The following is a 26,984-nucleotide window of genomic DNA, read 5'->3' as shown; positions in this document are numbered from 1 at the left end:
ATACCCACATATCACTGTGCGCAACGTATCGGAGACCCTCATGCGCGTTTTGCCTGTTCCCCGCGTCCTTAGCCTTGCCGTGGTCCTGGCGGCATCCAGCCTGGGCCAGCCGGCCCACGCCCAGCCCCGGGCGCCCATCGCATTCGACCTGCCCGCCGGCAGCCTGGACGCCACGCTGACCGAGATTGCGCGGCTGACCCGGACCGTGGTGTCCTACGACCCGCACCTCGTGCGCGGCCTGAATGCCCCGGCCGTGCAGGGCGTCTACACGATGGATGCGGCGCTGCGTGTGGCACTGGCCGGCAGCGGCCTGGAATCCGCGCGCGCGGCAGATGGCACGCTGACCTTGCGGCGCGCGCCGGCTGCACAGACCACGACCCTCGCGCCGGTCACTGTATCCGGCATGCTGCCGCCGGTGGACACCAGCGGCACGTACGTGGTGCAGGTCACCAACAGCGCCACGCGCCTGAACCTGTCGCCGCGCGAAACGCCGCAATCCGTGACAGTGGTGACGCGCCAGCGCATGGACGACCAGTCCATGCAGAATCTGGACGACGTGCTGCAGGCGACCACCGGCATTTCAGTGGTGCAGAACGGCTCGGAGCGTTCGGTGTATCAGGCGCGCGGCCAGCTCATCGACAACCTGCAGATCGACGGCGTGCCGGCCAACATCAGCAACGCGTACTCGTTCGACGCCATCAACAAGCCCACCACCGAGATCTATGACCGCGTGGAAGTCGTGCGCGGCGCCACGGGCTTGCTGGAGGGCGCAGGCAATCCGGCGGCCGCCATCAACCTGGTGCGCAAGCGGCCCGGCTACGAGACCACAGGCGTCATGACGCTGTCGGCGGGGTCGTGGGACGACTACCGCACGATGCTGGACGTGTCCTCGCCCTTGAATGAGGCCAAGACGCTGCGCGGCCGCGCCGTGATGGCCTACACCAACGCGGGCGACTTCCAGCAACGGGCGGGCAAGGAAAACTCGCTCTTCTACGGCATCCTGGAGGCCGACATCACGCCCGCCACCACGGTGACGGCCGGCCTGACGTACCAGAAGGACCGCAACCAGGGTTATGACTGGTCCGGATTGCCGACGCGGGCTGACGGCTCGTTCTACCCGATGTCGCGCAAGACCGCCCTGGTCGGCGACTGGAATTACCTGAACAAGCGCAACACCAACCTGTTCGCCGACATCAAGCACGAATTCGGCAATGGCTGGAAACTGACCGTGGCCGGGAACTGGCTGTCCGCCAAGTCGGACTTCCTGGGCAACTACACACAACGCACGACGGGCGACACCTTCACGCTGAACCCGCGCCTGTTCCAGTACGACGACACGCAATGGGGCGTGGACGCCTACGCGTCCGGCCCGTTCCAGCTGCTGGGCCGCCAGCATGAGCTGGTGGTGGGCGCCACCACCCGCCAGGACGACTTCGACTATCACGGCGGGCGCGACGCCAGCTATCGCTACCTCGTCGACATGAACGACCTGGGAGCCTTCAATCCGCCCGCGCCGACCGGGCTGGACGCGCACATGTGGCAGTACAACATCACGCAGAAGCAACAAGGCATCTACACCGCCGGCCGCTTCAGCCTGACCGACAGCACGACCTTCATCCTGGGCGCGCGCATGAGCTGGTTCGAATTCGACCGCTTTGCGCAGACCACCGTGCGCACCGAAAGCCGCTATGAGCAGCGCGGCAAGGTCACGCCGTATGCGGGCGTGGTGCAGGACCTGAACGAAAACCTGTCGGCCTACGCCAGCTATACCGAAATCTTCAAGCCGCAGGAAAACATCGGCGTCGACGGCGGCGTGCTGCCGCCGATGACGGGGCAGAACTACGAGATCGGCCTGAAGGGCGAGTTCATGGACCGCCGGGTGAACGCCGCGTTGGCGCTGTTCCAGACGGACCAGAAGGGCCGGGCCGACCTGATCGACGACAGCGACCTGTGCCCGCCAGGCATCTTTTCCTGCTACCGCCCCGCCGAGAAGGTGCGCAACCGCGGGGTGGACTTCGAGATCAATGGCGCGATCACGCCGGCCTGGAACGTCAGCCTGGGCTATACCTACACGCAGTCGAAGTACGCGCAGGGACCGCAGTCGGGCCAGACGTTCGCCAGCACCTACCCGCGCCATCTGCTGAAGGTGTCCACCGACTACCGTCTGCCCGACCAATGGAACAAGCTGCGCGTGGGCGGCTCGGTCTACGCGCAAAGCGGCATCTTCAACGCCAGCGGTCCGGATGAGGACGAATACCGAATCTCGCAGGGCGCGTACACGCTGGTCGGCCTGCATGCGGTCTACGACGTCAACAAGAACCTGGCGGTGCAGTTCAACGTGGACAACCTCTTTGACCGGAATTATTACCAGTCCGTGGGCAACACCAACTACTGGAATTACTTCGGTCAGCCGCGCACCTTCCGCCTCGCGCTGCGCGCCACGTTCTGACGGCGCCCGAACCCGGCGCGGCCGTCCGCTCCCCGGACGCCGCCCTGGTCTGTTCCGCCAAACGGAACCCCGTCCGGAATGGTTCCATGCGCCCGATCGTAAATGGCTCTATCGCGAATCCGCCAGGCTCCCTATGATGTCCGTTGCGCGGGTGGCCATGCCACCCGCACTGCCATTGATAACTACCAGGGAAACAACGATGAACGGCGCCGACAGCCTCTGCGACACCTTGCTTGCCAATGATGTGGACGTTTGCTTTGCAAATCCGGGCACATCCGAGATGCACTTTGTGGCGGCCCTGGATCGCAAGCCCAAGATGCGCTGCGTGCTGGGCCTGTTCGAAGGCGTGGTGACCGGCGCCGCCGACGGCTACGCCCGCATGGCCGACAAGCCGGCGGCGACGTTGCTGCATCTGGGCCCGGGCCTGGGCAATGGCCTTGCCAACCTGCACAACGCCAAGCGCGCGCGCACACCCATGGTCAACATCGTGGGCGACCACGCCACGTATCACGTCCAGTACGACGCGCCGCTGACCAGCGACGTGGAGGGCGTGGCCCGGCCGATGTCGCACTGGGTCAAGCGCACCATGACGGCCTCGGCCCTGTCCGCGGATGCCGCCGAGGCCGTCGCCGTGGCGCGCCGCGCGCCGGGCAACATCGCCACCCTGATCCTGCCGGCCGACACGGCCTGGACCGAACTGCCCGATAACGCGCCCGCGCCCATCGTGGCCAAGGACGACGCGCTGGCGCAGACCACCGCCGATGCCGTGCGCGCCGCCGCGGCGGCCATCCGCTCGGGCGAAGTCACCGTGCTGATGCTGGGCGGCGCCGCGTTGCGCGAGCGCGCATTGAACGCGGCGGGGCGCATTGCACGCGCGACCGGCGTGCGTCTGGTATCGGAGACGTCGAACCGCCGCATCGAGCGCGGCGGCTCGCGCACCCCGGTGGACCGTCTGCCGTATCCGATCGATCTGGCCGTCGCCAAGCTCAAGGACGTCAAGCACCTGGTGCTGGCGGGCGCCAAGTCGCCGGTCGGCTTCTTTGCCTATCCCGGCAAGCCCAGCCTGCTGGCGCCGCAGGACAGCAACCAGGTGGTGCTGGCCACGGCCGACCAGGACCTGCCGCACGCGCTGGAGTGGCTGGCCGACGAACTGGGCATCGCCGCCGATGCGCCGCGTTTGACGGCGCCCGCCGCCAGTTATGAAGTGCCCGCGTCCGGCAAGCTGACCGGCGCCGCCGTCAACATCCTGGTCGCGCATCATCTGCCCGAGCAGGCCATCGTCTGCGACGAGTCCATCACGCAAGGCCGCGAGTTTCCGCTGTACAGCGTCAGCAGCGCGCCGCACGACTGGCTGATGCTGACGGGCGGCGCGATCGGCATCGGCCTGCCGCTGGCGACGGGCGCGGCAGTGGCGAGCCCCGACCGCAAGGTGGTGACCTTGCAGGCGGACGGCAGCGGCATGTACACGCTGCAAGCCTTGTGGACGCAGGCGCGCGAAAATCTGGATTGCCTCACCATCATCCTGGCCAACCGTTCGTACGCCACGCTGCATGGCGAGATGAAGAACGTGGGCGTGCAGGAACCCGGCCGCAATGCGCGCCGCATGCTGGACCTGCAGGACCCGCATCTTGAATGGACCCATCTGGCCCGCGGCATGGGCGTGGAAGCGGTCAGCGTGGATACGGTTGAAGGCTTCGCGCGCGCGCTGGCCGAGGGCCTGAAGCGGCGCGGTCCTTTCCTGATCGAAGCCGTGATCTGACGGTTGCCCCGGCGGCGCGGGCGTTCTCCCCACGCGCCGCGCCGCTACACCCCCAGATAGCGCGTCAACTGCTCGGGCTGCCGGGCCAGCGACGCGCTGTCGCCATCCTGCACGATCAATCCCTTTTCCATCACCAGGCACCGGTCGGTGTGTTCCAGCACCGCGCGGTAGTTGCGGTCCACGATCAGCGTGGACATGCCGGTGGCGCGGATCTCGCGGATGATGCGCCAGATCTCCGCCACGATCAGCGGCGCCAGGCCCTCGGTGGCTTCGTCCAGAATCAGGAGGTCGGGGTTGGTCATCAGCGCGCGGCCGATGGCCAGCATCTGCTGTTCGCCGCCCGACAACTGCTGGCCGCCGTGGGCGAGGCGTTCGCGCAGCCGGGGAAACGTGTCCAGCACACGCGCATAGGTCCAGTCCTGGCCCGCGCGCTTGCCCGGGCGCGCCGCCACCTGCAGGTTCTCGCGCACGTTCAGGTTGGGAAAGATGCCGCGGCCCTCGGGCACATAGGCCACCCCCATCCGCGCGATCGCATAGGGCTGCGCGTGGGTACAGTCGCTGCCGCGCACGCGCACGTTGCCTTGGGCGCTTTTCACGTGGCCCATCAGGCTGCGGATGAGCGTGGTTTTGCCCATGCCATTGCGGCCCACCAGTCCCACGGATTCGCCCGGCGCGATGTGCATGTCCACGCCCCGCAGCACATGGCTGGCGCCGTAGTACACGTGCAGGCCGTCTGCTTCGATCAGGGCGTGCATCAATGTGCTCCTTGTCCGTCTTCGCCCAGGTAGGCGGTGCGCACCTCCGGATTGGCGCGAATCTGCGCGGGGGCGCCGCTGGCGATGGCGCTGCCGTTGACCATGACGGTGATGGTTTCGGCGATGCGGAACACGGCGTCCATGTCGTGCTCGACCAGCAGGATGGCGTGGCCGGCCTTCAGTGTCTGCAGCAGAGCCAGGATGCGGTCGGTTTCCTCCGGGCCCATGCCCGCCAGCGGTTCGTCCAGCAGCAGCACCTGCGGCTCGCCCGCCAGGCACATGGCGATCTCAAGTTGGCGCTTGCGGCCGTGCGGCAGCAGGCCGGCCGGTTGCCGCGCGTCGCCGGTCAGGCCCGTGCGGTGCAGCGCCGCGCCCGCCAATTCGGCGCTGCGCCGGCAGCTGGCGGCATCGCGCCACCAGTGCCAGAAGCGCTGCCGGCTGGCCTGCGCGGCCAGCCGGCAGTTTTCAAACACACTCAGTTCAGGAAAGATCGTGGATCGCTGGTAGCTGCGGCCCAGCCCTGCGCGCGCCCGTTCGGGCTGAGGCCAGGCGGTGATGTCGCGGCTGCCCAGCGTGACCTGGCCGCTGCTGGCCGCCAGTTCACCCGACAGGATGTTGATGAGCGTGGACTTGCCCGCGCCGTTGGTGCCGATCACGGCATGCACCTGGCCGCGCAGCAGATCGAGCGACACGCCGTTGACCGCGGTAAGACCGCCGAAGCGGCGCGTGACCGCGGCGGCCGAGAGCAGGACATCAGACATGGCGTTCTCCCTGGATGGGCAGGCGCGCGGCCGCCGGTTTGCTTTCCGCGCGGGCCGGGGGCGCCGCGTCTTTGCGAACGTCCGCGGCGCGCGCCTGGCGGCGTTCGCGCCATTGGGCCGGCAAACCTGCCAGCCCGTTCGGCAACAGCGCCACCAGCGCGATGATCGTCAGGCCCAGCGGCAGGTGCCAATGGCGCGCGTAATCGCCAAACAGGTCCTGCGACTGGAACAGCTCTTGCAGCATCACCATCGTCACCGTGCCCAGCACCGCGCCGCCCAGGCTGCCCATGCCGCCCAGGATGACCATCAGGAGCACCAGCCCCGACTGTTCCCAGGCCAACAGCTCCGGCGTGACGAAGCCATCTTTCAGCGCGAACAGAAAGCCCGCCAGGCCGGCCAGCGTGGCACCGACGACATAGGCGGCGAGCTTGTACGGATAGGTCGAATAGCCTGCCGCGCGCATGCGCTGTTCGTTGATGCGGATGCCGGCAAGCGCCGCGCCGAATGGCGAGCGGCGCAGCAACGCCAGAAAGCCCCACGTCAGCGCCAGGCAGGCAAGGACAAAGAAATAGAACGTGCCGGCGTTGCCCAGATCGAACGGCATCCAGCCGCCGAGCGAGAGTTCCGGCCGGAAATACAGGTAGATGCCGTCGCTGCCGCCGCCGATCTTGGTGTCGTGGAACACGTAGTACGCCATCTGCGAAAACGCCAGCGTGACCATGATGAAGTACACGCCGCGCGTGCGCAGCGCCAGCGCTCCGGTCACCAGCGCATACGCGGCGGCCGCCAGAAGGGCGGCCGGCAGCAGCCACCCCAGGCTGGCGGCTTCCGATTCGGGCGACAACAGCGCCGCCACGTAGGCGCCGATGCCGAAGAACGCCGCGTGTCCCAGGCTCACCAACCCCGCGCCGCCCACCAGCAGTTGCAGGCTGAGCGCGAAGATCGCGTAGATCATGATCTTCACCGCCAGGCCGGTGTAGTAATCGCTGGCGCTGAAGGAAAAGGCCGCCAGCGCCAGTAGCGTGGCGATGGGCAAAAGTCGGTTGAGCAGAGGCGCGCGCATGCGTGGGTCCTTTTGAGGTCGACAGGACCTAGCCCTGTTTGAACAGCCCTTCGGGCTTGCAGAGAAGAATGAGGGCCATCAGCAGATAGACCAGCACGCCCGCCGCGGAAGGGAACAGCACCTGGCCGAAGGTTTCGGCAAAGCCCACCAGCATCGCGGCCAGGAAGGCGCCGCGAATCGACCCGATGCCGCCGATCACCACCACCACGAAACAGATGATGAGCACGCCGTTGCCCATGCCGGGATACACCGACGACACGGGCGCGGCGATGCTGCCGGCCAGCGCCGCCAGCGCCACGCCCGCGGCGAACACGACGCGGTAGAGCTTGTTGATGTCGATGCCCAGCGAGCTGATCATCTCGCGGTTGCTGGCGCCGGCGCGCAGCATCATGCCCAGCCGCGTGCGCGAGATCATCCAGTACAGCAGCAGCGCGACGACGATGCCCACGGCGGAAATGAAAAGGCGGTAGACGGGATAGGTCATCACGTCGCCCAGCGCAATGCTGCCGCGCAGCCATTCGGGCAGCGGCACGCCATGCACGTCGTTGCCCACCAGGATGCTGCGCAGTTCCTCGAACACCAGGATCATGCCGTACGTCATCAGCACCTGCTGCAGGTGATTGCGCTTGTACAGGTAGCTGAAGAACGCGGCTTCCAGCAGGTATCCCATCACGCCGGCCGCCAGCACGCAGACGGCCAGCGTGGTGAAAAACCCGCCGCCCAGCCAGCGGTCGACCAGCGGGCCCAGCGCAAACGCCATGTACGCGCCGATCATGTAGAAGCTGCCGTGCGCCAGGTTGATGATGCCCATGATCCCGAAGATCAGCGTCAAGCCGCTGGCCACCAGGAACAGCAGCAAGCCGTACTGGAATGCGTTCAGGCTCTGGATGAGCAGGATGCTGATGTCCATGGGGCCTCCCGTGGCGGACGCGTTCGGCGGGCTACAGCTTGCAGCCGCGGGCGGGGTCGGCCAGCTTCTGCACCGCGACCTCGACGACCTTGTTTTCCAGACCGTCGACGCGGCGCAGGTAGATGTCCTGCACCGGGTTGCCGGCCTTGGACAACGTGAATGTGCCGCGCGGGCTGTCCACGGTGGCCGTGCGCATCGCGCTGCGGAAGTCGTCCTTCTTCGTGAAGTCGCCCTTCACGGCGGCAAGGCCCGACTGCATGAGCTGCGCGGCGTCATAGCCTTGCACCGCGTAGACGTCCGGCTGCATCTTGTACGCCTTGGAATAATCGGCGCGGAACGCGTTGTCGCGCGGCGTGTTCAGGCCGTCGGCGTAATGCAGCGTGGTCAGCAGCCCCTGCGCCGATGCGCCCTGCGCCTGCAGCGTGCCGTCCGTCAAAAAGCCCGAGCCGTACAGCGGGATCGTCTTGTCCAGGCCGGCCGCGTGGTAGTCCTGCACGAACTTCACGGCGCCGCCGCCGGCAAAGAAGGTGAAGACCATGTCGGGCTTGAGCGCGGCGATCTCTGTCAGGAGCGACTGGAATTCCACGTTGGGAAACGGCAGGCTCAGTTCGCGCACAACCTTGCCGCCGGCCTTCTCGAAACCTTCCTTGAAGCCGCCGATGGCCTCGTCGCCCGCGGCGTACTTCCAGGTGATGGTCACGGCGGTCTTGTGGCCCTTGGCGTACGCCACCGGGCCCATGGCGTAGGCCGGCTGCCAGTTGGTGAACGAGGTGCGGAAGATGCCCGGGCCGCACAGCGGACCGGTAATCGCGTTGGCGCCCGCGTTGGTGACGATCAGCGTGGTGTCGGCGTCCTTGGCCGCCTTGGCCAGCGCCATCGCCACGCCCGAATGCACGGTGCCGATCAGCACGTCGACCTGATCGCGCTTGATGAGGCGGTTGGCGTTCTCGGCGGCCTTGGCCGGATTGGATTCGTCGTCCACCTTGAAGTATTCGATCTCGCGTCCGCCCAGCTTGCCGCCTTGCTCGGCAACGTAGAGCTTGAAGCCGTTCTCGATGGCGTTGCCCAGCGCGGCAAACGTGCCGCTGTAGGGCAGCATGAAGCCGACCTTGAGCTTGTCGTCGGCATGCGCGCCGCTTGCGGCGATCGTCAGGGCGGCGGCTAGCGCGGCCCGGGTCAGGACGTGGTTCATGGTTTGTCTCCGTGCTTGTTATGGGCGGACGCCTGGGCCGGCAGCAGGGCCTGGGTCAACCGGGTTTTTCCAGCGCGCCGACAAAGCGTGCGACGGCCTGGATAACGGTGGCGGGCTGATCCCGGTGCGGCGAATGGCCGCAATCCGGAATCTCCAGCAGTTCGGTTTGCGGCGCGCGCCGGCGGATGCCGTGCACCTGCGCCAGCGTGCCGTATTCGTCGCCGGTGCCCTGAATGGCCAGCACGGGACAGGTGATGCGGCTCAGATCGTCCTCGATGTTCCAGGCGCGAAATTCCGGGTTCAGCCAGATGTCGTTCCAGCCCCAGAACGCGGAGTCGACATCCTGGTGATGGCGGCCCAGCCGCGCGCGCAGATCCGATTCCAGATAGGCGCGGCGCGCGGCCGCGATGCTGGTGACGGACACCTCTTCGACAAGGATGTGGGGGGCTGCCGCGATCACACCGGCGACCGCGTCCGGATACCGGGCGGCGTAAAGCAACGCGATCGAGCCGCCGTCGCTGTGGCCGAACAGCACCGGCTTGTCGCGGCGCGCGTTCACGCCCAGGACCTCCAGCAAGGCCGGCAGGACGTCGTGCGCCTCACGGTGCATGAAGTCCACGGGCCACGCATCCTCCTGCGGGCGAGCGGTGGACCGGCCGTATCCGTAGCGCGAATACACCAGCCCGCGGCAGCCGGCCGCCTCGCACACCTGCGTGGGCCAGTCCTTCCACATCGATATCGATCCCAACCCTTCATGCAGAAAGACGATGAGCGGGGCATCGGTGCGCTGCGGCGCGATCCAGCGGCATTCCAGCCGCAGATCGCGCCCGCGCGCGTGGATGCCGGCAAAGACCGTATCCGATCCGGCGGCCACCGTCATAGCGACGCCTCTTCCAGCGCGCGCAGGCGAAAGCGCTGGATTTTGCCGGTGGCGGTCTTGGGCAGTTCCTCCAGGAAATCTATCTGGCGCGGATACTTGAACGGCGCCAGGTGTTGCTTCACGTAATGCTGCAAGGCGGCGCCCGTCTGCGCGTCCGGCTCGAAGCCGTCGCGCAGCACCACATAGGCCTTGGTCTTGACCAGCCCGTCGTGGTCCGGCACCCCGATCACGGCCGCTTCCAGCACCGCCTCGTGCTGGATCAGGATGTTCTCGACCTCCACCGGCGACACATACTGGCCGCTGACCTTGATCATGTCGTCGCTGCGACCGGCATAGGTGTAGTAGCCGTCGGGATCGCAAACGTATTTGTCGCCGCTCTTGAGCCAGTCGCCCAGAAAGCACTGGCGCGTCTTGTCGCGGTTGTTCCAGTACATCAGCGCGGCGCTGGGCCCCTTGATGTACAGGTCGCCGATGGCCCCGGGCGCGACGGGCGCGCCGTTGTCGTCGCGCAGCTGCACCTCATAGCCCGGCACGGGCTTGCCCGTGGTGCCGTAGCGCAATTGCCCCGAGCGGTTGGAAATGAAAATGTGCAGCATCTCGGTCGAGCCGATGCCGTCCAGGATTTCACAGCCGAAATGGCGCGTGAAGCGCTCGCCGATATCGCGCGGCAAGGCTTCGCCGGCGGATGTGCAGACGCGCATCGCCACCTGCTCGCGGGGCGGCAGGTCGGGCGAGGCCAGCATGCTGGCATACAGCGTCGGCACGCCGTAGAACACGGTGGGGCGATGCCGCACCAGGCGCTGGAACACGGCTTGCGGCGTGGGGCGCTCGGCCATCAGCACGACCGTGGCGCCCACCGACAGCGGAAAGGTCAGGCCGTTGCCCAGGCCGTATGCGAAGAACAGCTTCGCGGCCGAGAACACCACGTCGCTTTCGCGGATGCAGAGTACGGGCTTGGCGTACAGTTCCGCCGTGTGCCATAGGTTGCCGTGGGTGTGCACCACGCCCTTGGGCTTGCCGGTCGAGCCGGATGAATACAGCCAGAACGCGATTTCGTCGGACAGCGTGCGGGCCGCGGGCGCCAGCGGGGCGGCGGCCAGCAGCGTGTCGAACGCGTGGGCGCCATCGGGCAAGGCCGCGCCGGGCTGCGACACCACCAGATGTTCGACATCCGCCGGCGCCTGAGCCAGCGCCGCCTGCAGCACCGGCAGCAGGGCGCCGGACACGAACACGGCGCGCACACGGCTGTGCGCAATGATGTAGGCGTAATCGTCGGCGGTGAGCAGGGTATTGACAGCCACCGGCACCACGCCGGCGTGCAGGGCGCCCAAAAACGCCACCGGCCAGTCGGCCGTGTCCTGCATCAGCACCAGAATGCGTTCCTCGCGGCGCAGGCCCAGGTTGCGCAGCGCGCCGGCCATGCGGGCCACCCGCTCGGCCAGCTCGCCATACGTGAGCTGGCGCGTGTCGTCGATGTAGGCCGGCTTGGCGGCGCGCGGTGCGTTCAGCGCGGCAAGATGGCTGGCGAAATTCAGTTCGGCGGGGCAGGTGTTCACGGTTGTCTCCTGGTGTCCTGGTGGGTGGACGCCGTGCCTGTGGTTGTTGTTGGCGGCACGGTTGCGGCGTCCGGGCCGGTTTTCAGCCGGGGCGCGTGAATTCGATGGCCCCGCCGGGCAGCAGATACAGCACGAGGGCCCTGCCGCGCGTGACGGTGGGGCTATGGGCCGAGCCCGGTCCGTAGACCAGCCAGCCCGCGCCATGGCCGTCAAAGCGCGCGTCGCCGGTAAGCGGCATGATCATGTCGATCTCGCCGTTGGGATGGGCGTGGTGCGGGCCGGCCAGGTCATTCATGTCGACGACGTCCACCGAGCAGCCGCCCAGGTCGTCGGCGGGCTTGATGACCCGGCCGTACTTGATGCCGCCGCCTTCGCGGTTGCACATCCAGCCGTCGGCCACGCCCTGCCTACAGGTGGCAAAGATGTCCTGGAACAGGGCGCTGTCCGGGCCGGCCGCCTGGTTGAGCCGGACCTGCAGCGCCGCGTCCAGCGGCTGGCCGGCCGTCAGGCGCGTCACATCGCGCATCAGGGCGTGGAATTGGTCGGGCGTACTCACCAAGCGGCTCCTTTACACTGTCGGCGCTCAGGCAGTCCGCATTTGGACTGCTGTTTTTTTGCACCGGATCGGCTGTGGACTCGTTGGATGGAAAAATAGTGCTTCCATTGATGTGGGTCAAGCACTATAGTGCATAAAAGAGCGGTAATCAGGGTTTTTGCGGAGTCAGTCGAACCATGAATCAAGCGCTAGACACGGCGCCCATCGAACCCCGGCGCGAGCCCTTCCTGATCGCCTTGGGCGAGCGCGTGCGCCGCCTGCGCGCCATCCGCGGCATGACGCGCAAGGGCTTGTCGCAGGCAACCGGCGTATCCGAACGCCATCTCGCCAACCTGGAGCACGGCGTCGGCAATGCGTCGATCCTGGTGCTGCTGCAGATTGCCCGGGCGTTCAATTGCGCGCTGGCCGAACTGGTCGGCGACGTGACCACGGAATCGCCCGACTGGCTGCTGATCCGGGAGTTGCTGAGCGGACGCACCGAGTCCGATCTGCAGCGCGCGCGCGAGGCGCTGACGCAGCTGTTCGGCGTGGGGGCGGGCGCGCAGCGGCCCAACCGCACCCAGCGCGTGGCGCTCATCGGCCTGCGCGGCGCGGGCAAGTCGACGCTGGGCCAGATGCTGGCCGACGACCTGGGCTATCCGTTCGTGGAACTGAACCGCGAGATCGAGCGGGTGGCCGGCTGCGGCATCCTGGAAATCCATAACCTGTATGGTCCAAACGCCTATCGACGCTACGAACGGCGCGCGCTCGAAGAGGCGGTGCAGATCTATCCGGAAATGGTGCTGGCCACGCCGGGCGGGCTGGTGTCCGAACCCGCCACGCTCAACCTTCTGCTGACCCATTGCTTTACGGTCTGGCTGCGCGCCACGCCCGAAGAGCACATGGAACGCGTCATGGCGCAGGGCGACTTCCGCCCCATGTCGGGCAACAACGAAGCCATGTCCGACTTGAAGCGCATCCTGGCCGGGCGCGAAGCCTTCTACGCCAAAGCCGACCTGACCTGGGTGACCAGCAACCTGGAAGTGGCCGAAAGCTTCGCCGGCCTGCGCACGCAGGTCCGCAAGGCCTGCGGGTTGCCGTTGTAGCGCCGCCGGCCTGCCGCCTTCGTCTCCGAGGCCGCCCCATTCGGTGCGGCCTTTTTGCTGCGCGCCTGATACGCATCGCGACATGCACTTTCCTGCATATTCCGCTTGACGCTCCAAAACGCCTGCACTAATCTGCATAATAATTCATGTAGTGCAGTATTTTTCCTGTCAACGAACAGGGCGTACGAGGAGACACACGATGAGCAGTCCCATCAACCGGGTCGACTTCCGGACCGATCCCGCCCAGTACCGGCACTGGCGCCTGACTTTCGACGGTGCGGTCGCCACCCTGGCCATGGACGTGGCCGAAGACGGCGGCCTGCGCCCCGGCTACAAGCTCAAGCTCAATTCGTACGACCTGGGCGTCGATATCGAACTGCACGACGCCCTGCAACGCATCCGCTTCGAACACCCCGAAGTGCGCAGCGTGGTCGTCACCAGCATGAAAGACCGCATCTTCTGTTCCGGCGCCAACATTTTCATGCTGGGGTTGTCCACCCACGCCTGGAAGGTCAACTTCTGCAAGTTCACCAATGAAACCCGTAACGGCATCGAAGACTCCAGCCGCCACGGCGGGCTGAAGTTCATTGCGGCGTTGAACGGCGCGTGCGCGGGGGGCGGCTATGAATTGGCCCTGGCCTGCGATGAGATCCTCTTGATCGACGACCGCTCGTCTTCCGTTGCGCTGCCCGAGGTGCCCTTGCTGGGCGTGCTGCCGGGCACGGGCGGGCTGACCCGCGTGACCGACAAGCGCCGCGTGCGCCATGACCACGCGGACATCTTCTGCACGCTGGTCGAGGGCGTGCGGGGGCAGCGTGCCAAGGATTGGCGGCTGGTGGACGACGTGGTCAAGCCCGCCCGCTTCGAGGAGGAAGTCCGGGCCCGCGCGCTTGCCCTGGCGCAGGACAGCGACCGTCCGGCAGGCGAGCAGGGCGTGGCGCTGACGCCGCTGCAACGCACCGAAACGCAGAGCAGTCTTTCCTATCGCTATGTCGACGTGCAGCTCGACCGCGAAAAGCGTCAGGCGACGTGGACGGTGCGTGCGCCGCAAGGCCGCGTCGAAACGGAATTGCCGGACATCGTTGCCGCGGGCGCCGCCTGGTGGCCGCTGCAGATGGCGCGCGAACTGGATGACGCCATCCTGTCGATGCGCACCAACGAGCTGGACATCGGCACCTGGATCCTGAAGACGGAGGGCGACGCCGAGGCGGTGCTTGCGGCCGACGCGGCGCTGGATCGGCACGCCGACCACTGGTTCGTGCGCGAGACCGCCGGCATGCTGCGCCGCACCCTGGCGCGGCTGGACGTGACGTCGCGCAGCCTGTTCGCGCTGATTGAACCGGGTTCATGCTTTGCCGGCACGCTGCTGGAACTGGCGCTGGCCGCGGACCGCAGCTACATGCTGGACGTTGAGGACGACGAAGCCATCGACGGCCCGCCGCCGCAGATCGTGGTGGGCGAGCGCAATTTCGGCGCGTACCCCATGGTGAACGGCCAGAGCCGCCTGCAACGGCGCTTTTACGGCGAGACGCAGCCGCTGGAGGCGGTGCGCGCGCAGGCCGGTCGCAGCCTGCCCGCATCCGCCGCGCTGGAACTGGGCCTCATTACCTACGCGCCCGACAGCATCGATTGGGACGACGAAGTGCGGCTGGCGCTGGAAGAGCGCCGCGCGCTGTCGCCCGATGCCTTGACCGGTCTGGAAGCCAACTTGCGCTTCGGCGGCCAGGAAACCATGGAAACCCGCATCTTCGGCCGGCTGACTGCCTGGCAAAACTGGATCTTCAACCGCCCCAATGCGGCGGGCGACAAGGGCGCGCTCAAGCTGTACGGCAAGGGCGAGCAGGCGGCATTCGACTGGAACCGCGTCTGAGCGCCGCGCGGCTGGCGGCCCATCTTAAAAAAATTAGGAGAGAGACATGTCCGGCATCAACTACAGCGACAAGATTCCCAATAACGTCAACTTGTCCGGCGACCGCGCGTTGCAGCGCGCGCTGGAACACTGGCAGCCCAACTACCTGCAATGGTGGCAGGACATGGGCCCCGACGGTTCGCACGGCTTTGACGTCTACCTGCGCACGGCGGTCAGCGTCGAGCCCGATGGCTGGGCCCACTTCAATCACGTGCGCATGCCCGACTACCGCTGGGGCATCTTCCTGGCGCCGCAGGACGGCCAGCGCAAGATCCATTTTGGCGAGAACATCGGCCGCGACGTGTGGCAGGACGTGCCGGGCGAGCACCGCGCCAACCTGCGCCGCATCATCGTCACGCAGGGCGACACGGAACCGGCGTCGATCGAGCAGCAGCGGCACCTGGGCCTGACCGCGCCATCGCAGTACGACCTGCGCAACCTGTTCCAGATCAACGTCGAAGAAGGGCGGCACCTGTGGGCAATGGTGTACCTGCTGCACCGCTATTTCGGCCGTGACGGGCGCGAGGAAGCCGATGCGCTGCTGCAACGCAGCTCGGGCGATTCGGACAATCCGCGCATCCTGGGCGCCTTCAACGAGAAGACGCCGGACTGGCTGGCGTTCTACATGTTCACCTACTTCACGGATCGCGACGGCAAGTTCCAGCTGTGCGCGCTGGCCGAATCCAGCTTCGACCCGCTGGCGCGCACCACCAAGTTCATGCTGACCGAGGAAGCGCACCACATGTTCGTGGGCGAGTCCGGCATTTCGCGCGTCATCCAGCGCACCTGCGAAGTGATGAAGGAACTGAAAACCGACGACCCGCAAGCCGTGCGCGCGGCGGGCGTGATCGATCTGCCCACCATCCAGCGCTACCTGAATTTCCACTACAGCGTCACCATCGACCTGTTCGGCGCGGACCAGTCGTCCAACGCCGCCATCTTCTATGGATCGGGCTTGAAGGGACGGTACGAAGAGAGCAAGCGCACCGACGACCATCAACTGAAGAACGACACCTACCGGGTGCTCAACGTCAGCAACGGCAAGCTGTCCGAGACCGAAGTGCCGATGCTCAATGCGCTGAACGAAGTGCTGCGCGACGACTTCATCCGCGATTCGGTGGCCGGCATCGGCCGCTGGAACAAGGTGATCGAAAAGAGCGGCCTGGCGTTTCGCCTGCAGGTGCCGCACAAGGCGTTCAACCGCCAGATCGGCACCCTGGCCGGCATCCGCATGTCGCCCGAAGGCGAGATCCTGTCCGAGTCGCAGTGGCAGGCCAACCAGCACAAGTGGCTGCCCACGCCGGAAGATCGCGCGTTCGTCGCGTCGCTGATGGGCCGCGTCACCGAGCCGGGCAAGTTTGCCAACTGGATCGCGCCGCCCGTCATGGGCATCAACCGCCAGCCGGTGAACTTCGAGTACGTGCGTTTCAACTAAAGGCCGCGCGGGCCGCATGCCCGCGCGTAGGGAGGACGGCGATGAACGCCCCATTACCGGTGGAAGTCCTGAAGCAGCATCTGATCGATCCCGAGATCTGCATCCGCTGCAACACCTGCGAAGAGACCTGTCCGGTCGATGCGATCACCCACGATGCGAACAACTACGTGGTGGATCCCGAAATCTGCAACGGCTGCATGGCCTGCGTGCCGCCGTGCCCGACGGGCTCGATCGACAACTGGCGGCTGGTCGTGCGGGCCGAGGCCTATTCGGTGCAGGACCAGTTGGGCTGGGAAGAGCTGCCGCAGGTAAAGCCGCTGCCGGTAGATGTGGCGGCGGGGGGCGAGGGCGGTCAGCCCATGCCGGCGCCGCAGGCCGAATCGGGCCTCGCGCAGGCGGTGGCCGTGACAGCCGCCACGCCCGGCGCCGCGGTGCCGCCGTGGTCGGCCGCGCATCCTTACGTGAATCTCTACACGCACAAGACGCCGATCACCGCGACCGTGGTGGGCAACTATCGCGTCACTGGCGCCGACACGGAAAGCGACATTCACCACATCGTGCTGGACTTCGGCGAGCAGCCGTTCCCGGTGCTGGAGGGCCAGTCCATCGGCATCCTGCCGCCGGGCGTGGATGCGCTGGGCCGGCCGCATCATGCGCGCCAGTATTCGCTGGCCAGTCCGCGCGACGGTGAACGGGCGGGATACAACAACCTGTCGCTGACGGTCAAACGCGTCACCCAGGACCACGGCGGCGCGGCCGCGCATGGGGTGTGTTCCAACTACCTGTGCGACCTGGCCAAGAACGACACCGTGCAGGTGATCGGCCCCTTCGGCCACACCTTCCTGATGCCGAACCACCCGCAGGCCAATCTCATCATGATCTGCACGGGCACGGGTTCGGCCCCGATGCGCGCGATGACCGAGCGCAGCCGCCGCCTGATCGGCACGGCGGACATCGGCAAGCTCATGCTTTTCTTCGGTGCGCGCACCGAACGTGAGCTGCCGTACTTTGGCCCGTTGATGAAGCTGCCGCGCGATTTCATCGACATCAACCTGGCGCTGTCGCGCGAACCCGGCCAGCCCAAGCGCTACGTGCAGGACCTGATCCGCGAACGGGCCGCGCACGTGCGCGGGCTGCTGGCCGACCGCAATACCTGCATCTATGTCTGCGGGCTGAAGGGCATGGAAGTCGGCGTGCTGGACGCCCTGCGCGACGTGGTGGTGCAGTCGGGCGAGGATTGGTCTATCCTGCATGATGCGCTGCGCCGTGAAGGCCGGCTGCACTTCGAGACGTACTGATTCCAACAACAGTTGCGTGACGAACGGCGCGCCTGGGCGCGCCGTTTTCGTTGGCAGGGGGAAAACACAACATGAAGTTCGCCGAATTCAAGGACGGCATGGTGATCAAGGCGGGGCCGGTCACCGTGACGGAAGCGGAGATCCTGGAGTTCGCCCGCAAGTACGATCCCCAGTGGTTCCATACCGATCCGCAGCGCGCCGCGGAAGGCCGCTGGGGCGGGCTGATCGCCAGCGGCTGGCACACCTGCGCGATGGCCATGCGCATGGCGGTCGACGCCGCCCTGCATGATTCCGAATCCTTCGGTTCGCCCGGCCTGGGCGAAGTCCGCTGGCGCACGCCGGTACGCCCCGGCGACACCCTGCGCCTGCACGCGCGCGTGCAGGGCGCGCGGCACTCGTCCTCGCGCCCCGATTTGGGCATCATCAACTGGGCATGGACGGTCGTGAACCAGCACGACGAAAGCGTGCTGGAAATGGACGCGACCAGCCTGTTCGACCTGTCCGGCAACAACTAGGCGCAGCGGCTACCGCTTGCTTGCCTGCTTGAGAATGGCGGCCGCCTCCGGGCCGGCCGCCGCCTTCCACGCGTTGATCGATTCGGCGGAAGCGTCCTTCAACGCCTTCTTCACCGCCGGGGGCACGGCGGTGTTGATCGCGACGCCGTTCTTGCGCATGTTCGCGTAGTTCTGCTGCAGGCGGCCCTCGATGCGTTTCCACTGCTCGGCCTCGGTCTGCGCGGCTGCCTGGTCGATGGCCTTGCGCGAGCGCGCATCCAGCGCCTCGTAGGCCTTCAGATTCATCGTCGCCACCGAGACCGGCATGGCGTAGTTGATCTCGGCAAAATTCGGCAGGTGTTCCCACAGCTTGCGGCCCGCGCCGCCATCGCCGGAAGACAGCACCGCGTTCACCTCGCCCGATGCGATGCGCGCCATGGCGTCCGCGAACGAAATGTTCTGCGCCTTTGCGCCGGCCCGCTGCATGACGTCCTGCGAGGTCGCATCGTAGGTGCGGATGGAGAGCCGCTTGAGCGCCGCCACGCTGTCCAGCTTTTGCTTGGACCAGATGCCCGACGCGGGCCACGGCGTGGTGTAGAGCAGCTTCTGGCCATGCGCGGCCAGCAGCTTCTCGTACGCCGGGCGCGCCGCCTTGTTCAGATTGCGCGCCTTGGACAGCGAGTCGGCCAGAAAGGGCAGGGACGAGACGCCAAAGATCGGATACTTCGTGGCCAGCGCGCCGGCAAAGGCGTCGCCCGCATCCACCTTGCGCGTCTGCACGGCCTCGATCATGTCGCCTGACTTGATGCCCTTGGCGGCGTCGAAGCTCGCGTCGATGACGACATTGCCGGCCGACTTGGCCCGCACCAGTTCGGCGAACGTGGACACGCCTTGACCCGGCATGGAGGTGGCCGGGTACTCGGTGGTCATGGTGAGCGTCGTGGCGGCCTGAGCGCCTTGGGCGATGAACGCCATGGCGACGACTGCCGCCAGGCGCAGGGGGGTGATGCCGTGCATGCGCGACTCCTCGTGAAGGGACCCGTGAAGCGTAAGAGGTATACAGGCGTACGCCTAGTCGGGCTTTCGGCAATGCGCAGGCGGGGAGGGATCGGACGTATGGCGTAGTCCAATACGGTCGGTGTCTGACACCCTGGGGAGATGACCGTCAGCTTGTAGCGACGGCGCAGAGGGTGTCAGACACCTGGCGCTGCCGCAACGCGCCAAAAAAAAGGCCGCCCCATGGGCGGCCTCCTTTGCTACACCAGGCAGGCGATCAATAGAACGCCTGGATGCCGGTCTGGGCGCGGCCCAGGATCAGGGCGTGCACGTCGTGGGTGCCTTCGTAGGTGTTGACCACTTCCAGGTTCACCAGGTGGCGGGCCACGCCGAATTCGTCGGAGATGCCGTTGCCGCCCAGCATGTCGCGGGCCAGGCGGGCGATGTCCAGCGCCTTGCCGCACGAGTTGCGCTTCATGATCGAGGTGATTTCGACGGCGGCGGTGCCTTCGTCCTTCATGCGGCCCAAGCGCAGGCAGCCTTGCAGCGCCAGCGTGATTTCGGTCTGCATGTCGGCCAGCTTCTTCTGGATCAGCTGGTTGGCGGCGAGCGGGCGGCCGAACTGCTTGCGGTCCAGGGTGTATTGGCGGGCGGTGTGCCAGCAGGCTTCGGCGGCGCCGACAGCGCCCCAGGCGATGCCGTAACGGGCGGAGTTCAGGCAGGTGAACGGACCCTTCAGGCCGGACACGCCGGGCATCATCTGGTCGGCGGACACTTCCACCTCGTCCATGACGATTTCACCGGTGATCGACGCGCGCAGGCCAACCTTGCCGTGAATGGCGGGGGCGGACAGGCCCTTCATGCCCTTTTCCAGGATGAAGCCGCGGATCTTGCCGTCGAAGTCGCCGCCGACGCACTTGGCCCACACCACGAACACGTCCGCGATCGGCGAGTTAGTGATCCACATCTTGTTGCCGCTCAGCTTGTAGCCGTCGGCGGTCTTGACGGCGCGGGTTTCCATGCCGTTGGGGTCGGAGCCGTGATTGGGTTCGGTCAGGCCGAAGCAGCCGATCCATTCGCCGCGCGCCAGCTTGGGCAGGTACTTCTTCTTTTGTTCTTCGCTGCCGAATTCGTTGATCGGCACCATGACCAGCGAGGACTGCACGCTCATCATCGAGCGGTAGCCGGAGTCGACGCGTTCGACTTCACGGGCGATCAGGCCGTAGCTGACGTAGTTCAGGCCAGCGCCGCCGTATTCGACGGGGATGGTGGCGCCCAGCAGGCCGAGCTCGCCCATTTCGGAGAAGATCTCGGGATCGGTCTTCTCGTTGCGGAAAGCGTTGAGCACGCGCGGCGCCAGCTTGTCCTGCGAGTAGGCGTAGGCGGCGTCGCGCACCATACGCTCTTCTTCGGTCAGCTGCTGATCCAGCAACAGGGGGTCTTGCCAGTGGAAGGAGGGATTCGAGGACATGCTGGGTCTCCGCTATGGATTTCCGTGATCGGAATCTAGAAAGTTTAAACTTAAAATAATTCGGGCGGCAAGTTGGGGTTTGCACGGCGGTGCGCCTGGGCGCGCCGCCGGTCTTGACGCCCGTGCAGGGTTCAGTGCTGGGCCTTCAGCGCCGCCTCGCGGATCTTTTCGAGGGTCGTGGACGGGCTGATGGTTTCCGGATCGATGAAGCAGTGCAGGATCGCCGGCTTGCCGCTGGCCAATGCACGTTCAAATGCCGGACCGAACTGTTCGGTGGTCTCCACGCGTTCGCCGTGGCCGCCAAAGGCGCGCGCGTAGTCGGCGAAATCGGGGTTCTTCAACTGGGTCGCGGAAATGCGGCCCGGATAGTGCTTTTCCTGGTGCATGCGGATCGTGCCGTACATGCCGTTGTCCACCAGCACCACGATGATGGGCAGGTCGTATTGCACGGCCGTCGCAAATTCCTGGCCGTGCATCAGGAAGCAGCCGTCGCCCGCAAAGCAGACGACGGTCTTGTCCGGCCATACGCGCTTGGCGCCCACCGCTGCCGGCAGGCCGTAGCCCATCGAGCCGGAAGTCGGCGCAAGCTGCGTGCCAAAGCGGGTGAAGCGGTGAAAGCGGTGCAGCCAGGTGGCGTAGTTGCCCGCGCCATTGGTCATGATCGCGTCGGCGGGCAGGGTCTTTTCCAGATACGCCATGACCTGGCCCAGCTGCAGCGCGCCCGGTGTGGTGATGGCGTCGGGGTCGCTCCATTTCAGGTACGACTCGCGCATCGCCTTCGTGCCGTCGGCCCAAGCGGGGGCGGCAGGCGCCTTCAGGCCGGCCAGCGTCGCGGCGAAGGCGGACGGCGAGGTGTTGATGGCGAGGGTGGGGCGGTACACCCGACCCAGTTCGGCGGCGTCGGGATGCACGTGCACCAGCTTTTGCTTGGGCACGGGAATGTCCAGCAGCGTGTAGGCCTGGCTGGGGTTTTCCGACATGCGGCCGCCCACCAGCAGGATCAGGTCGGCATCGGTCACGCGCTTGAGCAGCGCCGGGTTGATGCCCAGGCCCACGTCGCCGATGAAGCAAGGATGGTCCGCGGGAAACAGCATTTGGCGGCGGAACGACACGGCGGTCGGCAGCGAATGCAGTTGCGCGAAATCGGCGAACTGCTGCACGGCGCGGGCGTCCCAACGCGTGCCGCCCAGAATGGCGACGGGGTTCTTCGCGTCAGCCAGCAGCTTTTCCAGATCGGCCAGCTGGCCAGCCGTGGGGGCCGCATCGATGACTTCGTAACGCGGGGCGTCGGCCACTTTGGCGGCCTCGACCAGCATGTCTTCCGGCAGCGCGATCACCACCGGACCGGGGCGGCCCGAGGTCGCGATGTGAAACGCGCGCGAGATCAGTTCGGGAATGCGTTCGACCTGATCGATCTCGGTCACCCACTTGGCCTGCGTGCCGAACACGGCGCGGTAGTCCATTTCCTGGAAGGCCTCGCGCTCGCGCATGCCGCGCTCGATCTGGCCGACAAACAGGATCATCGGCGTGGAGTCCTGCTTGGAGATGTGCACGCCGGCCAGCGCGTTGGCGGCGCCGGGGCCGCGCGTCACCATGCAGATGCCGGGTTCGCCCGTCAGCTTGCCGTGCGCGTCGGCCATCATGGCCGCGCCGCCTTCCTGGCGGCACACCGTGACCTTGATGTCGGCATCGTGCAGGCCGTCCAGCACCGCCAGATAGCTTTCGCCGGGGACACAAAATACATGTTTGACGCCCTGGGCGACCAGTTGGTCGACCAGAATGTGACCGCCAAGGCGGGAATCTTGCTGAGGCATGGTGGTGTCGTGGTTAGCCTAGGGTAGAACTGCCGAGCATATGTTCCCTGAGCGCACAACGCAATTGATAAAATTGCACATTCTGTTGATCCCCCGGCACGTCCCGCCTGGTGCACCGCAACATGCGCGCGCGCCGCGACGGGCCGCATTTCAGGCGGCATTCCCTCCATGAGAAACGGCATTCCCAATCTGAGCGCCCTGCAGGCATTCGAGGCCTCGGCCCGGCTGGGCAGTTTTTCGCGCGCCGCCGAGGAGCTGTCGCTGACCCACAGCGCGGTCTACCGGCAGGTGGCCAGCCTGGAGGCGCGGCTGGGCGTGCAGCTTTTCACCCGGGTGCGCCGCCGCATCGTGCTGACCGACCATGGCGCCGAATACGCCGGCCGCATCCGTCACCATTTGGACCAGATCGAAAAAGACACCTTCGGGCTTGTCAGCCGGACCGGCATGGGGCGCAGCATCCACATTGCCGTCGTGCCCACCCTGGCCACCACCTGGCTGATCCCGCGCCTCGCGGATTTCCAGCGCGAGCACGGCGATATCACCGTCAGCCTGTCCGTGCGCACGCTGCCGTTCCAGTTCAAGGACCAGCCGTTCGACGGCGCGCTGTATCACGGGGACGGGCTCTGGCCGGGCACGCAGGGCGGGCTGCTATTCCCTGAGCGCGAGCTGGTGCCGGTCTGCGCGCCCGAATTGGCCGATCGCGTGGCGCAAGCGGGGGGCGCAGCGCTGACCGGCATGACGCACCTGCATCTGGCCTCGCGGCCGGACGCCTGGCGCCAGTGGTACGCGGCCAATGGCCATCTGTACGGACCGCAGGCAGCCGGCGGTCCGCGCTACGAGCTTTTCACCATGGTGATGGCGGCGGTGCAGGCCGGGCTGGGCGTCGGGCTGATGCCGCGCTTTCTGGCGCAACCGGCGCTGGACCAGGGCGCCCTCGTCATGCCCGTGCCGCAGTCGCTGGCGGTCAGCCAGGGGTATTACTTCGGCTATCCGCAGCGCAGCGAGCGCTCCGAGGCGCTGAAGGTGTTCGAGTCCTGGCTCAAGTCCGCCGCCGCCGGCGTGGGCGAGCGCCTGCCCAACCGCGCCGCGCCGTAGAATCCCGCCATGTCCACCGCCCGCCAGCCGCTGGCCTCCCAGGCCGATATCGACGCCTTCATCGACGCCGTCTGGCTCGAGGACGGCCTTTCCGCCAATACCCTGGCCGCCTATCGCCGCGACCTGACCGGTTTTGCCCGCTGGCTCGAAGACCCCGAGGCCTACGCCCGGGAGCTGGCCGACCGGCACGGTGAACCCGAGCGTGCGCAGACCATGCCCGTCGGGCCGGCCAAGCCGATCCGCGACGCGCAGAAGGCGGATATCGAGGCCTGGTTCGCGTTCCGCCACGAAGAAACCCGTGCCACCACCGCCAACCGCCGGCTGGCGGCGCTGCGCCGCTTCTACGCCTGGGCGCTGCGCGAACACCGCGCCGAACGCGATCCGTGCCTGACGCTGGTGGCCGCCAAGCAACCGCCGCGCATGCCCAAGACGCTGTCCGAGCAGCAGGTGGACGCCCTGTTGCGGGCGCCCGACCTCGGCCAGCCGCGCGGCCTGCGCGACCGCGCCATGCTCGAGACCTTGTATGCCACCGGCCTGCGCGTGTCCGAGCTGGTGGGCGTGCGCTCGCTGGACGTCAGCCTGAACGAAGGCGTGGTGCGGGTGGTGCTGGGCAAGGGCGGCAAGGATCGCCTGGTGCCGCTGGGCGCCGAAGCCGCGCACTGGATTGCGCAGTATCTGAATACTGCCCGCCCGGAATTGGCGGCGGGCCGCGTCAGCGATGCGCTTTTCATCACCAGCCGCGCCGAGGCGATGTCGCGGCAGGCGTTCTGGCAACTGGTCAAGAAATACGCCGTGATCGCGGGCGTGCATGCGCCCCTGTCGCCGCACGTGCTGCGCCACGCCTTTGCCACGCACCTTCTGAATCACGGCGCGGACCTGCGCGTGGTGCAGATGCTGCTGGGCCACGCAGACATCTCCACCACGCAGATCTACACCCACGTGGCGCGCGAACGCCTGAAGGCATTGCACGCGGCCCATCACCCGCGCGGCTAGCCGCCGCCCACCATTCCCTTTTCAACCGGCACACCCATGAGCAAAGCCCGCCACGTTTCCGAAACACCCGCCACCCAGTTCCTCAAGCAGCACAAGGTGGCCTACACCGAGCACACCTACGACTACGTCGACCACGGCGGTGCAGGCGAAGCCGCGCGCCAGCTTGGCCTGGACCCGCACGCGGTGGTCAAGACGCTGGTGATGGAGGACGAATCAGCCAAGCCGCTGATCGTGGTCATGCACGGGGACCGCGAAGTCTCCACCAAGAACCTGGCGCGGCAGGCCGGCCTGAAGAAGGTCGAACCCTGCAAGCCCGAGGTCGCGCAGCGCCACTCCGGCTACCAGGTGGGCGGCACGTCGCCCTTCGGCACCCGCAAGAAGATGCCGGTGTGGGTGGAGGCCGAGGTGCTGACGTATCCGGCGGTCTACATCAACGGCGGGCGGCGCGGCTACCTGGTGGGCATCGATCCCAAGGTGCTGGTGGACCTGCTGGGCGCGCGGCCGGTGACGGTGGCGTTGGAGTAGGGGGCGTTCCGCGGTCGTATCCCGCGCCGGTGGTATCCCATTACCACCCGCCCCGCCGGCGCGGCGCGCACAATGGGACGAGAAGACCAAGAACTGGCCCCCACTCTCATCCCAAGGAGACAATCATGAGCAAACGACTGTTGATGCTGGTCGGCGACTACGCCGAAGACTACGAAACCATGGTGCCGTTCCAGACGCTGCTGACCGTGGGGCACACGGTGCACGCGGTCTGCCCGGACAAGAAGGCCGGCGACACGGTGGCCACGTCCATCCATGACTTCGAAGGCGCGCAGACCTACACGGAAAAGCGCGGCCACAACTTCACGCTGAATTACGACTTCGACCGCGTCGAGCCCTCGTCCTACGACGGGCTGGTGATCCCCGGCGGACGCGCGCCCGAATACCTGCGCCTGAATGAAAAGGTGCTGGATATCGTGCGTGAATTCGACAAGGCCAACAAGCCCATCGCCGCGGTGTGCCACGGCGCGCAGATCCTGGCCGCGGCCGGCGTGCTGAAGGGCCGCACCTGCTCGGCGTACCCGGCATGCGCGCCCGAGGTCCGGCTGGCCGGCGGCACCTATGCCGAGATCGCCGTCGACCAGGCCTACACCGACGGCAACCTGGTGTCGGCGCCCGCTTGGCCCGCCCATCCGGCGTGGATGGCGCAGTTTCTGGCGGTGTTGGGCACGAAGATCACGCCCTGAACGTTCGCGCGGGGCGGGCGTGAGAGCGCCAATTCTTTGCGATCAGCCACGGGGTGCGGCAAATGCCGCACCCCGTGGCGAGTATGGGCGCAAAGCGATCAGGCGAAGTCGAGCACGATGCGGCCTTCGATCTGGCCCTTCTTCATGCGGTCGAACACGCTGTTGATGTTGTCCAGGCTTTCGGTGGCGACGGTGGCGTGGACCTTGCCTTCTTCGGCAAACTGCAGCGATTCCTGCAGATCCAGCCGGGAGCCCACGATGGAACCGCGCACCGTCACGCCATTGAGCACCATGTCGAAGATCGACAGCGGGAAGTCCCCTGGCGGCAGGCCGTTCAGCGAAATCGTGCCGCCCCGGCGCACCATCCCCAGCGCCTGCTCGAAGGCCTTGGGCGACACCGCCGTGATCAGCGCGCCATGCGCGCCGCCGATTTCCCGCTTCAGGTAGGCGGCCGGATCGGTGTTCATCGCGTTGACGGTGACTTCCGCGCCCAACCGGCGCGCGAAGTCCAGCTTGGCGTCATCGATGTCCACGGCCGCCACGTTCAGGCCCATCGCCTTGGCGTACTGCACCGCCATGTGACCCAGGCCGCCAATGCCCGAAATGACCACCCAGTTGCCCGGCCGGGTGTCCGTCATCTTCAGGCCCTTATAAACCGTGACGCCGGCGCACAGCACCGGCGCCACGTCGACAAAGCCGACGTTCTTGGGCAGCAGGCCCACGTAGTCGGCTGCCGCCAGCGCGTATTCGGCAAAGCCGCCGTTGACGGAGTAACCCGTGTTCTGCTGCTGCTCGCAAAGGGTTTCCCAGCCGCCCAGGCAGTGTTCGCAATGTCCGCAGGCGGAATACAGCCAGGGGATCCCGACCCGGTCGCCTTCCTTGACGTGGGTGACGCCGGCGCCCACGGCCACGACGTGGCCAACGCCCTCGTGGCCGGGAATGAAAGGGGGATTGGGTTTGACGGGCCAGTCGCCTTCCACGGCGTGCAGGTCCGTGTGGCAGACGCCGCAGGCTTCGATCTTCACCAGGAGCTCGCCCGGGCCCGGGCGCGGCACGGCGACTTCCTCGATCACCAGGGGTTTGCCAAATGCGCGTGCAACTGCGGCCTTCATGGTTTTTTCCATCGCTACCTCCGAAGTCTGATCAGTTTCACTATGCTCGAACGCTTGCGCGCTCAAATCCATGATGTACATCAATCGGCGCGGGAAGGTCGAGATCGTTACAGGTTCGGGGCCGTATTGCCCCTGGAGAGGGAGTCGTCGTACAGTCGATCGCAGGCGCGCC

General features: G+C 66.7%; 23 protein-coding genes. 11 read left to right on the top strand and 12 right to left on the bottom strand.

Annotation, left to right across the window (positions count from 1 at the left end):
* Positions 1 to 40: 40 nt before the first annotated feature.
* Both KVT32_RS12690 and KVT32_RS12685 read left to right on the top strand, forming a co-directional pair.
* Positions 41 to 2,449 carry a TonB-dependent siderophore receptor gene (locus KVT32_RS12690; protein WP_217618308.1) on the top strand — a complete coding sequence of 803 codons (2,409 nt, stop codon included), beginning with the start codon at positions 41 to 43 and terminating at the stop codon, positions 2,447 to 2,449.
* Positions 2,450 to 2,648: 199 nt separating this feature from the next.
* The gene (locus tag KVT32_RS12685) at positions 2,649 to 4,208 is read left to right on the top strand and encodes an acetolactate synthase large subunit (protein WP_217618307.1); all 1,560 of its coding nucleotides are present in this window, start codon (positions 2,649 to 2,651) and stop codon (positions 4,206 to 4,208) included.
* Positions 4,209 to 4,252: 44 nt separating this feature from the next.
* Here KVT32_RS12685 and KVT32_RS12680 read toward each other — a convergent pair whose 3' ends face one another.
* The 8 genes from KVT32_RS12680 to KVT32_RS12645 all read right to left on the bottom strand — a co-directional run bounded on the left by KVT32_RS12680 (position 4,253) and on the right by KVT32_RS12645 (position 11,881).
* Positions 4,253 to 4,963 carry an ABC transporter ATP-binding protein gene (locus tag KVT32_RS12680; protein ID WP_152385311.1) on the bottom strand — a complete coding sequence of 237 codons (711 nt, stop codon included), beginning with the start codon at positions 4,961 to 4,963 and terminating at the stop codon, positions 4,253 to 4,255.
* The gene (locus tag KVT32_RS12675; protein WP_152385310.1) at positions 4,963 to 5,724 is read right to left on the bottom strand and encodes an ABC transporter ATP-binding protein; all 762 of its coding nucleotides are present in this window, start codon (positions 5,722 to 5,724) and stop codon (positions 4,963 to 4,965) included. Before KVT32_RS12675 ends, KVT32_RS12680 begins: the two co-directional genes overlap by 1 nt.
* Positions 5,717 to 6,787 (bottom strand): branched-chain amino acid ABC transporter permease, encoded by a 1,071-nt coding sequence (locus tag KVT32_RS12670; protein ID WP_152385309.1) that lies wholly within the window; start codon positions 6,785 to 6,787, stop codon positions 5,717 to 5,719. The genes KVT32_RS12675 and KVT32_RS12670 overlap by 8 nt, the downstream gene beginning before the upstream one ends.
* A 28-nt stretch (positions 6,788 to 6,815) precedes the next feature.
* A complete protein-coding gene (locus KVT32_RS12665; protein ID WP_217618306.1) occupies positions 6,816 to 7,697 on the bottom strand; it encodes a branched-chain amino acid ABC transporter permease in 882 nt (293 codons plus the stop codon).
* A 31-nt stretch (positions 7,698 to 7,728) separates the two neighbouring features.
* Positions 7,729 to 8,889, bottom strand: a complete 1,161-nt coding sequence (locus KVT32_RS12660) for an ABC transporter substrate-binding protein (RefSeq protein WP_152385307.1) — start codon at positions 8,887 to 8,889, stop codon at positions 7,729 to 7,731.
* 55 nt (positions 8,890 to 8,944) lie between these two features.
* The gene (locus tag KVT32_RS12655; RefSeq protein WP_152385306.1) at positions 8,945 to 9,769 is read right to left on the bottom strand and encodes an alpha/beta fold hydrolase; all 825 of its coding nucleotides are present in this window, start codon (positions 9,767 to 9,769) and stop codon (positions 8,945 to 8,947) included.
* On the bottom strand, positions 9,766 to 11,325 hold the full coding sequence (locus KVT32_RS12650; RefSeq protein WP_217618305.1) for a benzoate-CoA ligase family protein: 1,560 nt from the start codon (positions 11,323 to 11,325) through the stop codon (positions 9,766 to 9,768). Before KVT32_RS12650 ends, KVT32_RS12655 begins: the two co-directional genes overlap by 4 nt.
* 82 nt (positions 11,326 to 11,407) lie before the next feature.
* Positions 11,408 to 11,881 (bottom strand): DUF4863 family protein, encoded by a 474-nt coding sequence (locus tag KVT32_RS12645; protein ID WP_056326752.1) that lies wholly within the window; start codon positions 11,879 to 11,881, stop codon positions 11,408 to 11,410.
* A 176-nt stretch (positions 11,882 to 12,057) separates the two neighbouring features.
* On the opposite strand from KVT32_RS12645, the gene KVT32_RS12640 reads away from it, so the two are divergent.
* The 5 genes from KVT32_RS12640 to KVT32_RS12620 all read left to right on the top strand — a co-directional run bounded on the left by KVT32_RS12640 (position 12,058) and on the right by KVT32_RS12620 (position 18,123).
* The gene (locus KVT32_RS12640) at positions 12,058 to 12,966 is read left to right on the top strand and encodes a helix-turn-helix transcriptional regulator (RefSeq protein WP_217618304.1); all 909 of its coding nucleotides are present in this window, start codon (positions 12,058 to 12,060) and stop codon (positions 12,964 to 12,966) included.
* A 199-nt stretch (positions 12,967 to 13,165) separates the two neighbouring features.
* Positions 13,166 to 14,836 (top strand): 2,3-epoxybenzoyl-CoA dihydrolase, encoded by a 1,671-nt coding sequence (boxC, locus tag KVT32_RS12635; protein ID WP_217618303.1) that lies wholly within the window; start codon positions 13,166 to 13,168, stop codon positions 14,834 to 14,836.
* 46 nt (positions 14,837 to 14,882) lie between these two features.
* Positions 14,883 to 16,310: a benzoyl-CoA 2,3-epoxidase subunit BoxB gene (gene boxB, locus KVT32_RS12630; RefSeq protein WP_056326758.1), complete on the top strand. Its 1,428-nt coding sequence runs from the start codon at positions 14,883 to 14,885 to the stop codon at positions 16,308 to 16,310.
* Between the two features lie 41 nt (positions 16,311 to 16,351).
* Entirely contained in the window at positions 16,352 to 17,608 is a 1,257-nt protein-coding gene (gene boxA, locus KVT32_RS12625; RefSeq protein WP_217618302.1) for a benzoyl-CoA 2,3-epoxidase subunit BoxA, read from the top strand.
* 71 nt (positions 17,609 to 17,679) lie between these two features.
* Positions 17,680 to 18,123, top strand: a complete 444-nt coding sequence (locus KVT32_RS12620; protein WP_056326762.1) for a MaoC family dehydratase — start codon at positions 17,680 to 17,682, stop codon at positions 18,121 to 18,123.
* Between the two features lie 9 nt (positions 18,124 to 18,132).
* On the opposite strand, the gene KVT32_RS12615 is transcribed toward KVT32_RS12620, so the two are convergent.
* From KVT32_RS12615 to KVT32_RS12605, 3 genes are all read right to left on the bottom strand, one after another.
* On the bottom strand, positions 18,133 to 19,119 hold the full coding sequence (locus KVT32_RS12615) for a TRAP transporter substrate-binding protein (protein ID WP_217618301.1): 987 nt from the start codon (positions 19,117 to 19,119) through the stop codon (positions 18,133 to 18,135).
* A 256-nt stretch (positions 19,120 to 19,375) separates the two neighbouring features.
* Positions 19,376 to 20,569 carry an acyl-CoA dehydrogenase gene (locus KVT32_RS12610; protein WP_056326766.1) on the bottom strand — a complete coding sequence of 398 codons (1,194 nt, stop codon included), beginning with the start codon at positions 20,567 to 20,569 and terminating at the stop codon, positions 19,376 to 19,378.
* A 131-nt stretch (positions 20,570 to 20,700) separates the two neighbouring features.
* Positions 20,701 to 22,383, bottom strand: a complete 1,683-nt coding sequence (locus tag KVT32_RS12605; RefSeq protein ID WP_217618300.1) for a thiamine pyrophosphate-binding protein — start codon at positions 22,381 to 22,383, stop codon at positions 20,701 to 20,703.
* A 168-nt stretch (positions 22,384 to 22,551) separates the two neighbouring features.
* On the opposite strand from KVT32_RS12605, the gene KVT32_RS12600 reads away from it, so the two are divergent.
* The 4 genes from KVT32_RS12600 (at position 22,552) to KVT32_RS12585 (ending at position 25,700) form a co-directional block, all read left to right on the top strand.
* Complete coding sequence (locus tag KVT32_RS12600; protein WP_152385301.1) at positions 22,552 to 23,478, top strand: LysR substrate-binding domain-containing protein; 927 nt, start codon at positions 22,552 to 22,554, stop codon at positions 23,476 to 23,478.
* A gap of 9 nt (positions 23,479 to 23,487) precedes the next feature.
* Positions 23,488 to 24,471 carry a site-specific tyrosine recombinase XerD gene (gene xerD / locus KVT32_RS12595; protein ID WP_056326771.1) on the top strand — a complete coding sequence of 328 codons (984 nt, stop codon included), beginning with the start codon at positions 23,488 to 23,490 and terminating at the stop codon, positions 24,469 to 24,471.
* A 36-nt stretch (positions 24,472 to 24,507) separates the two neighbouring features.
* Positions 24,508 to 24,996 (top strand): Cys-tRNA(Pro) deacylase, encoded by a 489-nt coding sequence (gene ybaK, locus KVT32_RS12590; protein WP_056326773.1) that lies wholly within the window; start codon positions 24,508 to 24,510, stop codon positions 24,994 to 24,996.
* 125 nt (positions 24,997 to 25,121) lie between these two features.
* The gene (locus KVT32_RS12585) at positions 25,122 to 25,700 is read left to right on the top strand and encodes a DJ-1/PfpI family protein (protein WP_056326776.1); all 579 of its coding nucleotides are present in this window, start codon (positions 25,122 to 25,124) and stop codon (positions 25,698 to 25,700) included.
* Positions 25,701 to 25,798: 98 nt separating this feature from the next.
* On the opposite strand, the gene adhP is transcribed toward KVT32_RS12585, so the two are convergent.
* Positions 25,799 to 26,824 (bottom strand): alcohol dehydrogenase AdhP, encoded by a 1,026-nt coding sequence (gene adhP, locus KVT32_RS12580; protein ID WP_063953185.1) that lies wholly within the window; start codon positions 26,822 to 26,824, stop codon positions 25,799 to 25,801.
* Positions 26,825 to 26,984: the final 160 nt, after the last annotated feature.

Origin of the sequence: Achromobacter sp. GbtcB20, assembly GCF_019091095.1 — a bacterium.
In the GTDB taxonomy this organism is placed as follows: Bacteria; Pseudomonadota; Gammaproteobacteria; order Burkholderiales; family Burkholderiaceae_B; genus Achromobacter; species Achromobacter mucicolens.
The sequence above is the reverse complement of the archived record's forward strand: the minus strand, read 5'-3'. Positions and strand labels throughout refer to the sequence as shown.